The sequence below is a fragment of the Actinoplanes sp. NPDC051633 genome (assembly GCF_040681735.1).
In the GTDB taxonomy this organism is placed as follows: Bacteria; Actinomycetota; Actinomycetes; order Mycobacteriales; family Micromonosporaceae; genus Actinoplanes.
In genome coordinates this window covers 1-2186 of record NZ_JBFAZH010001241.1, presented here as the reverse complement: position 1 = coordinate 2186, position 2186 = coordinate 1, and the positions used below count along the sequence as shown (strand labels likewise).

The window sequence follows — 2186 nt, the reverse complement described above, 5'->3', positions numbered from 1 at the left end:
CGGGCCGTCCCCGTCGCCAGGAGTTTCATCGGTTGCCGGTCGCGGCCGCTCTGCGCCGGGACAGGGCGTCGACACCGGCTGCCAGCAGCAGCACCACTCCGGTGAAGATGTACTTGGAGCCGGCACTGAGGTTCATCAGACCCATGCCGTTGTCGATCACGGCGATCACCGCGCCGCCGAGGATGGCGTCGATGATGCGGCCCTTGCCACCGAAGAGGCTGGTGCCGCCGATGACGGCCGCGGCGACCGCGTAGAGCAGCACGTTGGAGCCACCCGAGCGGGGGTCCACCGAGCTGGCCCGGCTGGCCGCGACGATGCCGCCGATGGCGGCCATGAACGAGCCGATGACGAAGACCGAGATGCGGATCCGGTCCACCGGGATACCGGCGCGACGGGCCGCCTCGGAGTTGCCGCCGACCGCGTAGACGTGCCGGCCGTACGTGGTGCGACCCAGCACGAAGGTCCAGATCACGGCCGCGACGACCAGGATCGGCACGACGATCGGGATGCCCTTGAGGCTGTTGATGGCCGGGTTGATGGCCCGTTCCTGGGTGAGGATCGCCGTCGCCGCCAGGATGACGATCGCGACACCGACGACCCGGGCCGCCACGATGCCCATCGGGTCGGTGACCAGGCCCCGGGAGGCCCGGCCGCGGACCCGGATCAGCTGCGCGGCGGCGAACCCGGCGATGATGACGATGGCCAGCACCCAGCTCCAGAGGACCGGCAGGTTGTTGTTGGCCAGCGAGAGCACGAACTCGTTCTGGATGGAGATGTTCGTGCCGCCGCCGAGCAGCACCAGCAGCACGCCCTGGAAGGCCAGGAACGCGGCGAGCGTCACGACGAACGACGGGATGCCGATCTTGGAAACCAGGAAGCCGAGCACGAAGCCGATCACCAGGCCGGTGATCAGCGCGACGCCGATCGCGGTCGGCCAGGACCAGCCGTGCTTGGTGAGCAGCACGGCCATCACCGCGCCGGCCACGCCGCTGGTGTAGCCGGCGGACAGGTCGATCTCGCCGAGCAGCAGCACGAAGACGAGACCCATCGCGATGAAGCAGACCGCGGCGCCCTGCGCGAACAAGTTGGCGAAGTTGAGCTCGCTGAAGAACGTGTCCGGCCGCGCGACACCGAAGATCAGGGTCAGCACGACGAGGCCGAGGACGGCCGCCAGGCTGCCGATGTCGCCGCCGCGGACCCGTCCGATGTAGTCGTGGATGTGGCTGGCGACCGTGGGCTTGGCCACCTTGACCTTGCCGGCCGAGCCGGTCGTGGTTGTGCTCATCGGTCGTCTCCAGGAGGCGTGATGTCGACGAAGTCGGAGGGCTTCTCCGGCGGCAGGCCGAGGTTCCCGCTGCGGCCACCGGTGATCAGCTCGACCACCTGGGAGTGCGTGACATCGGTCGCCTTCACCTGGGCCGCGGTCCGGCCGAGGTAGAGCGCCACGATCCGATCCGACACCGCGAACACGTCGTTCATGTTGTGCGAGATGAGCACCACGCCGAGGCCGTTGTCCGCGAGCCGGCGGACCAGCTCGAGCACCTGCGCGGTCTGCGCCACGCCCAGGGCGGCGGTGGGCTCGTCGAGGATCACCACGCGGCTGTTCCAGAGCACCGCCTTGGCGATGGCGACGGTCTGCCGCTGGCCACCGGAGAGACTGGCGACGAGCTGGCGCAGCGACTTCACGGTGCGCACCGAGAGGCCGGCCAGCGTGTCGCCGGCCATCTGCTCCATGGTCGGCTCGTCGAGGGTGAGGCCCTTGGTCTTCTCCCGGCCGAGGAACATGTTCTGGACGATGTCCAGGTTGTCGCACAGTGCGAGGTCCTGGTAGACGACCTCGATCCCGAGCGCGGCGGCGTCCCGGGGGGTGTGGATGGCGACCTGCTGGCCGTCGAAGGTGACCGTGCCCGCGTCCATCGAATAGATGCCGCTGACGCACTTGACGAGGGTGGACTTGCCGGCGCCGTTGTCGCCGACGAGAGCGGTGACTTCGCCGGGATAGACGCTGAGTCCGACGTCGTGCAGGACCTGGACGGGACCGAAACTCTTGTCGATCCCGCGCAGCTCCAGAAGGGGTGTCGCGGCCACGGATGGTTCTCCTTCGCTAGTGACCGGGGTGAGAGGGGTGCCACGCCCGGCGCCGCCCACGCCCAGGTGGGCGTGAGCGGCGCCGTCGGTAAGCCGTG

Annotated in this window: 2 protein-coding genes; both read right to left on the bottom strand. The window is 69.2% G+C overall.

All coding sequences use genetic code 11. The features are described from left to right. Nucleotides 1-25: 25 nt before the first annotated feature. Nucleotides 26-1285, bottom strand: a complete 1260-nt coding sequence (locus AB0M20_RS39520) for an ABC transporter permease (RefSeq protein ID WP_364306182.1) — start codon at nucleotides 1283-1285, stop codon at nucleotides 26-28. Further along, on the bottom strand, nucleotides 1282-2088 hold the full coding sequence (locus AB0M20_RS39515) for an ATP-binding cassette domain-containing protein (RefSeq protein ID WP_364306180.1): 807 nt from the start codon (nucleotides 2086-2088) through the stop codon (nucleotides 1282-1284). Before AB0M20_RS39515 ends, AB0M20_RS39520 begins: the two co-directional genes overlap by 4 nt. Nucleotides 2089-2186: the final 98 nt, after the last annotated feature.

Bases quoted from the DNA above. Each gene is read 5' to 3' on its own strand.
- AB0M20_RS39520 (WP_364306182.1), bottom strand. From the start codon at position 1,285: ATGAGCACAACCACGACCGGCTCGGCCGGCAAGGTCAAGGTGGCCAAG.